General features: G+C 42.0%; 6 protein-coding genes. 3 read left to right on the top strand and 3 right to left on the bottom strand.

All coding sequences use genetic code 11. The annotated features are described in order from the left end of the window. Nucleotides 1-507: 507 nt before the first annotated feature. Nucleotides 508-771, bottom strand: coding sequence for a 50S ribosomal protein L27 (rpmA, locus tag QZZ43_RS15200; RefSeq protein ID WP_291861193.1), 264 nt, complete (start codon nt 769-771; stop codon nt 508-510). Nucleotides 772-793: 22 nt separating this feature from the next. Further along, complete coding sequence (gene rplU / locus QZZ43_RS15195; RefSeq protein ID WP_291861191.1) at nt 794-1,105, bottom strand: 50S ribosomal protein L21; 312 nt, start codon at nt 1,103-1,105, stop codon at nt 794-796. 701 nt (nt 1,106-1,806) lie between these two features. On the opposite strand from rplU, the gene asnS reads away from it, so the two are divergent. From asnS to QZZ43_RS15180, 3 genes are all read left to right on the top strand, one after another. Continuing rightward, nucleotides 1,807-3,246 carry an asparagine--tRNA ligase gene (gene asnS / locus QZZ43_RS15190; RefSeq protein ID WP_291861189.1) on the top strand — a complete coding sequence of 480 codons (1,440 nt, stop codon included), beginning with the start codon at nt 1,807-1,809 and terminating at the stop codon, nt 3,244-3,246. Nucleotides 3,247-3,724: 478 nt separating this feature from the next. Continuing rightward, on the top strand, nt 3,725-4,105 hold the full coding sequence (locus QZZ43_RS15185; protein WP_291861187.1) for a PH domain-containing protein: 381 nt from the start codon (nt 3,725-3,727) through the stop codon (nt 4,103-4,105). Between the two features lie 187 nt (nt 4,106-4,292). Beyond that, the gene (locus QZZ43_RS15180) at nt 4,293-6,383 is read left to right on the top strand and encodes a prolyl oligopeptidase family serine peptidase (protein WP_291861185.1); all 2,091 of its coding nucleotides are present in this window, start codon (nt 4,293-4,295) and stop codon (nt 6,381-6,383) included. An 875-nt stretch (nt 6,384-7,258) separates the two neighbouring features. Here the strand turns inward: QZZ43_RS15180 and QZZ43_RS15175 are convergent. After that, a complete protein-coding gene (locus tag QZZ43_RS15175) occupies nt 7,259-8,140 on the bottom strand; it encodes a DMT family transporter (RefSeq protein ID WP_291861183.1) in 882 nt (293 codons plus the stop codon). Nucleotides 8,141-8,166: the final 26 nt, after the last annotated feature.

Raw genomic sequence — 8,166 nt, 5'->3', positions numbered from 1 at the left:
GTCGAACCTCTTTGTTTTTAACCGGGCTATTACCTCTTCCCGGTTGTCCTGAATGTACTTGAGTGTGAGCATATTTTCGGTATAAGATTATTATATATTAGGGTTTACTGAAAAAGTCAGAAGCCCCACTTTTAATTTCTTTTTATTGTCCTTTTTGGCATGGCCTCAAAAAGAACGAAAAAAGTCTAGTCCGCTTAAACCTATCAGCCCGCGAAAGCCAAAATTTCCGGCTATTGCGCAAGGCCATGAACGTCGCCCATTTTGGCTTCCCGCCATCCGCCGGCCCGGAAAGCGGACAGGCCACCACCTCTTTGAACAGTAAATCTATTTTAATCACAGAAGAATTCTATCAATTAGAAAGATGTTAAAAAATAGTATTCTGATCTCTCTTCAAACACCCTACTCTCTGTGTCTTTGCGTTAAAACAAGAAGCACACAAAAAATCTCCTGAATTTGTTACGAAAGTAACAAAAACAGGAGATTATGAGAATTTTTTTACGAATAAACTTATTCTGCAGCTACCGGGTCAACGGAAACAAAAGATCTGTCACCTTGTCTCTTACGAAAAACAACAGTTCCGTCAGTCAGTGCAAAAAGAGTATGGTCTTTTCCCATGCCAACATTATCACCAGGATGATGCTGAGTGCCCCGCTGACGTACAATGATGTTTCCGGCTTTCACGCCCTGGCCGCCAAAAATCTTAACGCCCAAACGTTTACTTTCTGATTCACGTCCGTTTCTGGAACTACCTACACCTTTCTTATGTGCCATATCGCATTAATTTTTTTTGTGGTTAACCTTCAATGTTTTCGATCTGAATCTGACTCAGATACTGACGATGACCGTTCTTTTTACGATAACCTTTGCGGCGTTTCTTTTTGAATACAATCACTTTTTCGCCTTTGAGGTGAGCCAAAACTTTGGCAGTTACTTTAGCACCTTCCAATAGAGGAGCGCCAATTTTCACATCACCATCATTGTCAACCAATAATACCTGGTCGAAATCAACTGTGGCTCCTTCTTCTGCATTGAGGCGATTCACATAGACCTTTCGATCTTTCTCCACTTTGAATTGCTGGCCTCCAATGGATACAATTGCGTACATTGAATACAATTTTTAAGATTCTCTCCGGCAGGTGGTTCCCTTAATGGAAAACTCTTTTCTACCTGAACGGATTATTTCGGTTTGCAAAGGTAGCAACTTTTTCTTTTTTTCAAAAACACCATAAGTATTTCTTTTAAAAAGGATAAACAGAAATCAGGAGTGTCTCAAAAAACACCTTCAACCGGCCGGAAGAAAAGTATGACACCGTCCCTGGCAAGCAACCTTAAAATGATACCCTTAACCTGTGTTATTCAAAAGTTTTCGTCATAATATGCCTCACATATCCAAAAAATTGATGGAACCGCAGTCTAATTTGAGAACTAAAAAATGTAACAAACAAATTAGCCACTAATTGAAAAATATTCATTGGTGTACAGATATACGATTGAGATTGCTTTACTGCGTTCGAAATGACAGGACATTGCAGGAATTGGGGAGTTGGAGGGGGTTGTGATAATTGAGTTACCGCTCTGTCACCCCTCAGCGGCTTTAACATACTAGGAATTAATAGCCGCGGAGCGCCGACAGAACGATAGAAATAATGTGATAAAAAAGAAAAAAACTGCGGAGCTGCGATAGATTCTGTATAGATTTGTTTGATTCTGGCTTGTCCAGGTTAGGGTATTTAATCGCAAAAAAATGCGGATGCCTTAAAACAAATCATTAATTTTGTTGCTTCCAGGAACAAAAACATTAAGCTGATGCAGAGAACAAAAGTAGCCGACCTACTGAGGTCGAATGAAATTGGTAAGACTTTTACCGTGAAAGGTTGGGTACGGACCCGCAGAGGAAACAAACAGGTGAATTTTGTAGCCCTGAATGATGGCTCAGGCATCAATAACCTTCAGATAGTTGTTGATATGGAGCAGTTTGATGAGGCACTGGTGCGTCGCATTACCACAGGTGCAGCCATTTCAGTTGACGGCGAACTGCAGAAATCCCAGGGCTCGGGACAAAATGTGGAGTTGCTGGCTAAAACCATCGAAATACTTGGAGACAGTGATCCTGATAAATATCCGCTTCAGCCCAAAAAGCACTCACTGGAATTTCTTCGTGAAATCGCACACCTGCGTTTCCGAACCAACACTTTTGGAGCGATTGCCAGAGTGCGCCATTCCATGATTTTTGCCGTTCACGAATTCTTCAACAAAAAAGGATTCTATAATATTCATACACCTATCATTACCGCTTCGGATGCTGAAGGCGCCGGCGAGATGTTTCAGGTAACCACCCTGGATCTCGACAAACTCCCCCGCACCGAAGATGGGAAAATAGATTACTCCAAAGATTTCTTCGGCAAGCCCACCAACCTGACGGTTTCCGGTCAGCTGGAAGGTGAGCTGGCTGCTCTGGCCATGTCCGAGATATATACATTTGGCCCTACCTTCCGTGCCGAAAACTCCAACACTTCACGTCACCTCTCCGAGTTCTGGATGATTGAGCCCGAAATGGCTTTTTACGAACTCAAAGACAATATGGACCTTGCGGAAGAGTTTTTGAGATATCTGATCCAGTATGCACTGGAGAACTGCAAAGACGATTTGGAATTCCTCAGTCAGCGGCAGCAGCAGGAAGAGAAAGGCAAGAAAGAAGCCGACCGCGCTATGGAGCTTATTGAAAAATTGAAATTTGTGCTGGAGGATGATTTTGCACGGGTTACTTATACTGAGGCTATTCAAATATTAGAAAACTCCAAGCCTAATAAGAAAAACCAATTTAATTATCCGGTCAAAGGTTTTGGAACAGACTTACAGTCGGAACATGAGCGCTACCTGGTCGAGAAGCATTTCAAAAAACCAGTGATTCTTACCGACTACCCAAAGGAAATTAAAGCGTTTTATATGAAACTGAACGACGACAACAACACCGTTCGGGCCATGGACGTACTTTTCCCGCAGATTGGAGAGATTATCGGAGGTTCGCAGCGAGAGGAGAGTTACGAAAAACTGACTTCCCGAATGGCCGAAATGAACATACCCGAAGAAGAGATGTGGTGGTTCCTCGACACCCGTCGTTATGGGTCGGTACCACACAGTGGCTTCGGCCTTGGTTTTGAGCGTCTGATGTTGTTCGTAACCGGAATGACCAACATCCGTGACGTCATTCCGTTCCCCAGAGCACCAAAAAGCGCTGAATTTTAATAATATAGCTCACAAAAGCAGCACAATATACCCCTCGTTTCCGAACGAGGGGTTTTTTGTTTAACATCTTCGACAGAAAGAATCCAAAAAGAAACAACATTGCATTCAATTCCTCCTGACGAACTCTGAATAACGATATTATCCTTTTGACTATCTTCTCTCTCCCTAAAGATAAACCTCTTTCTGACCGACTCCATACAAGAACCGATATTAGTTCGTTATAAAAGCTACTTAATGCAATTATAAATTCAACTTAAAGTCAATAAAATTTGAATTTAAGTTGAGTTTAATATGTGTTTAAAATGAATCTAGATTGAGTTTAATCTGAAGCAAATATAACTTTGGCAGGAAGCTCTTTCGACGAAAGCCCAGATCGGCCTGCCCTCTGGTTATCCGGGCAATTGGAATTTTATAACTGAATCAGCCTTTAAAATCCTTTTATTATCTTTACACCTCAAACCCTAAAAAATAAAAAATTATGGGCATTTTTTCTTCCCTGATGGGCAACGCCGGAGTGGTAGAACCCGAAAAACTCAAAGCTGAATACACCAAATTACTGACCGAGAATGAAGAAATTGAGATCGGCTTTAAGTTATTTCGTGACACTTTTATCTTCACCACTAAACGTCTGCTTCTTATTGATAAACAGGGACTCTCCGGACGCAAAACAGAGTATTTCTCGGTGGTGTATGGCAGTATTTCCCGTTTCAGCATCGAAACAGCCGGAACATTTGACCTGGATGCAGAGTTGAAAATTTGGATTTCGGGGGAAAGTGCACCCAGCATTCAGAAAAAGTTCAACAAATCGGTGGATGTTTATGAAGTTCAAAAATTACTGGCAGGTCATGTGTTGAAATAGCATTTTACCCCCCTGTATTTCCGAACAAGAATTGGATGTTCCCTTGTCTTTGACGAGAAAGGTTGTAAGAGCATTATCTTTCCTGACTATTTAGCGTAATCAAGGAGGCTAAGGCAAAACATCCATGGCTAAGAAAAAAAATCTCAACTGAACTATTCAACTATTTTAATCCCAATACCCACAAATTATGCGCTTTTCATTCATTTTCCTTATCCTGCTCCTTTCCGAACCAACATTTTCCCAGGAATATAACCTCATCCCTGCCAGACAAGAACAGGTGACAGACACGTTTTTTAACGTCCATATCATAAAGGACAATTATAGGTGGCTTGAAAAAACGGATAGCCCTGAAACAATTGAATGGATTGCAAAACAAAACGAGATGTCCGGAAACTGGCTGAAGAAAGCCGAAAGAGAAACCAATTCCTTTAACGAGATAGATAAGAACAGGCACTTTCGGTATAACTTCCCCAAAAAAGAAGGGAAATATTTCTTTTCATTTGCTTTCACCGACACACGGGTGGGTTCCTCGCTTCTAATCAATACCAGTCGCAATAAAAAAACCCGTGAAATTCTCATTGATCCCTATAACGATATTTCCAGAAAAGACAAGATCAACATTTCAGGTTATCAGGTTTCAAAAAATGCTGAACTTCTCGCCTATCAATTTACCCGAAACGGAAGTGACTGGCATGAAGTCGGGGTGGTTCGCCTGCCATCAGGCAAACACCTGAAAGACCACCTGGAAGGAATCAAGTTTTCCGGCTTGGCATGGCACAAGAATGGATTCTTCTACTCTGTCTTTGAGCAGGAAGGCAAATTCGGGCCGACATCAGGCCAAAAAGTTTTCTACCACAAAATTGGCAACACCCAGGAGATGGATGAACTAATTTTTGAAAGACCCCAAAGACCCTGGGTGAACTTTGATTTTACGACCACTTCGGATGAACGGTTTTTCATGTTGACCGAAACCGATGAACGGAATGATAAAGTAAGCGTTTTCTACAAAGACTTCAATTCTCATCAGCCATTTCTGCGCCCGTTAATCACCAATTTTGACCGATCTTTACAGATTATAGACAGTCGTGATGGAAAATTCATTGCCCTCATCTCGGACGAATCAGGAAGCAACAGGGTAGTGGAGATTGACCCGGCCAAACCTTTACAGTGGCGAGAAATTGTACCACCCTTTTCAGAAGGAGTCCTGATGGATGTAGCCCCCTACATAGACCGTATGGTACTCACATTACAATCGAACAACCATCCGATACTTCTGGTGATGGGGTATGACGGAACCGTTTTGCATCAGGCCAAATTCCCTTTCATTTCTTCCATTCACGCTCTTGAAGGAGAACCCGAAGATGATATGGTTCGATTTATCCTGACTTCCTGGACGGTCCCCCCGGTGGTATATGAATTCAACATCAAGAGCTTTGAAAAAGAGATTGTGGAGCGCACCGAAGTTCCCTTCGATTTTGAACAATTGGAATACACTGAATTGGAATACCAATCGGAAGAAGGAGTTCACGTTCCTCTGGTTTTGGTTCACAAAAAAAAGGTTGAACGTGATGGCAAAAACCCCGTTCTCCTATCTGCTTATGGTGGATTTGGAACAGTGTCAACACCCTCTTACCGGTCGGAAATCATTCATTTTGTGGAACATGGCGGCATTTTTGCTTTCGCCAACATCCGGGGAGGAGGTGATAAAGGCCCCAAATGGGCGAAAGCCGGAAAAGGACAACACAAACAAAATTCATTTGACGATTTTATTGCTGCTGCCGAATACCTGATTGACCAAAACTATACAAACCCTGATTTTCTAGCTGCCACCGGAGGCTCCAATGGTGGGCTGGTCGTAGCAGCCGCAGCTACACAACGACCTGACCTATTCAAAGCAGTAGTTCCCGTCGTTGCTCCTACAGACATGATCCGATTTGAACAATTTACCGTTGGTCACTGGCATAACGATGAGTATGGAACGGCAACAGACAGTGCAAGTTTCTGTCGACTGAAAGATTATTCCCCTTTTCACAATATCAAAGAGAAGGTCAATTACCCATCAATGCTTGTGGTCACCTCCGAAAATGATGACCGGGTGCCGCCATTCCATAGCTACAAATTTGTGGCACGCCTGCAGAACCGGGAAGCACAAACCAATTCCATATTACTGAAAGTGGAGGAAAAAGCTGGTCATTACGGAGGAATGACTTACTCTTCCAGCATTCAAAAAGGAGCTGATGTTTATTCCTTTATTATGCATGAATTAGGTATGGAATAATTATAGCTGAAAAAATTAAATTTGTTTTACTATTAAAAAATCTTGGTGTCCGGTGAAAAAATTAAGATTGCTTCACTACGTTACTAATGACAGGGCTTTACAGGATAATAAGGGGTTGGTATGGGTTGATTTTCGGCGTTGCCGAAAACCAACCCATACCAACCCCTATAGCAAAATTAATTCATTCAATAACCCGTGTTTAATTCCCCAAAATGTACAACACTTTCAGCGTCGATATTCGTTATATCTAAATTAGCTATAAATATAGGAGCCCTTCAGGCTCCATCTATTTAAGCAACAAGAGATGACTCCGAAGCGAGTCAAATATTTATAGATTATCAGGTTTTACATTAGAATCGACCCCCAGAGCGGGTCGTACTTCTATAAAATAAGGTATGCGTACATCAACACTCCGTTAAACTTTTACAAGAGTCTTTGAATCAGGTGTTTATATCTTAGAGCGTTTTGTGTTAAAATACAGATTTTCAATGTCATACGATTCATCTTATGTCTTATATCTAAAAATCTAACGGTCTAGTGTACATTTAATCTCATTTTTAAGACGATATTTTTAATCAACACCCATGTCGGTGTGGAGTTGTATTCCACACCGAGCCTCACCCGGGGATTTTCAATCCTCCAATAGAAGGCGCCTGCTACATATAATTTAATTAAGTAGTTTAAGTATGGATTGTAATCAAAAAACCGTAAGCAATCATACAGTTTATCGTTTAGACAAATCCCGTTTCAAGGGAGGGACATCACAAAAAAGCCGGCTATAATAATTCTAGTATCTCATTGCCAAATCACCCGACTAAAGCCGGGTGCTATTATCATAAACCCCTGCGTCATCGCGTCTTTGCGTTTAATCTTTATCATCTCTGTTTTCGTAATTGCGAAATAAACAAGCCCCCAATAACAATCGCAATCCCGGCTAGTTTAGTTAGTGTAAGTGACTCATCCAAAACTATCCAGGCAAATATGGCCGTAAAAACCGGAATCATATTGGCAAACACATTGGCGCGGGTAACACCAATTCGGGCAATCCCATAAGCAAAAAAGATAAAGGCAAAAGAGGAAGCAAAAACTGCAAGTAAAAGCAAAGCTCCAAGGGCATCAGCGGTAGGAGGAGTAGCCACAAAACGCTCCCATTCATTGATGTAGAAAAAGGGAAAGAAAAAGCCGACCCCAAACAAATTCTGCCAGGCAACCAAATTCACCGGGGAGTACCGGTTACCCATCCGCTTAATCACAACTGAGTAAGCCAATGCCGCAAATACAGCAAGAGCCATAAACAACAGTCCTTCTATGGGGGCTGTAAGCTCGAAACCTTTTTCAAAAAGAATCAGTCCCACTCCGCTAAAAGATATCACAATCCCCAGCAGATTGAGCCATGAGAAACGCTCATTCATAAACAATACCCCGGGGATGGGTGCCAACAGGGGAATGGTACTTACAATGACCGAGCCCATGGTAGAGGAGAGGTAATTCAACCCGTTGCTCTCACCCATAAAATAAAGGAATGGCTGAAAAAAAGAGAGTACAATCAACCACCTAATGTCTTTCATCCTTAAAGGTTCCAACCGCTTGGTCAAAGCCAGATAGCCGAAAATAAACAACGCACTGATAACCAGTCGCAGCCATATTGTAGAAATGGGGGTCCAGACCGTAAAGGCCACCTTGGTCCACACAAAGGAGAAAGCCCAAAAGAGCATGGTACCCGTGAGGGCTGCAAATACTTTTATGCGGTGGCTCATGGAAGTCTGTGAGTGGTTTTAATGCC

It is taken from the genome of Marinilabilia sp. (assembly GCF_016278715.1).
Taxonomy (GTDB): domain Bacteria; phylum Bacteroidota; class Bacteroidia; order Bacteroidales; family Marinilabiliaceae; genus Marinilabilia.
This window is presented reverse-complemented; position numbering and strand designations above follow the sequence as displayed.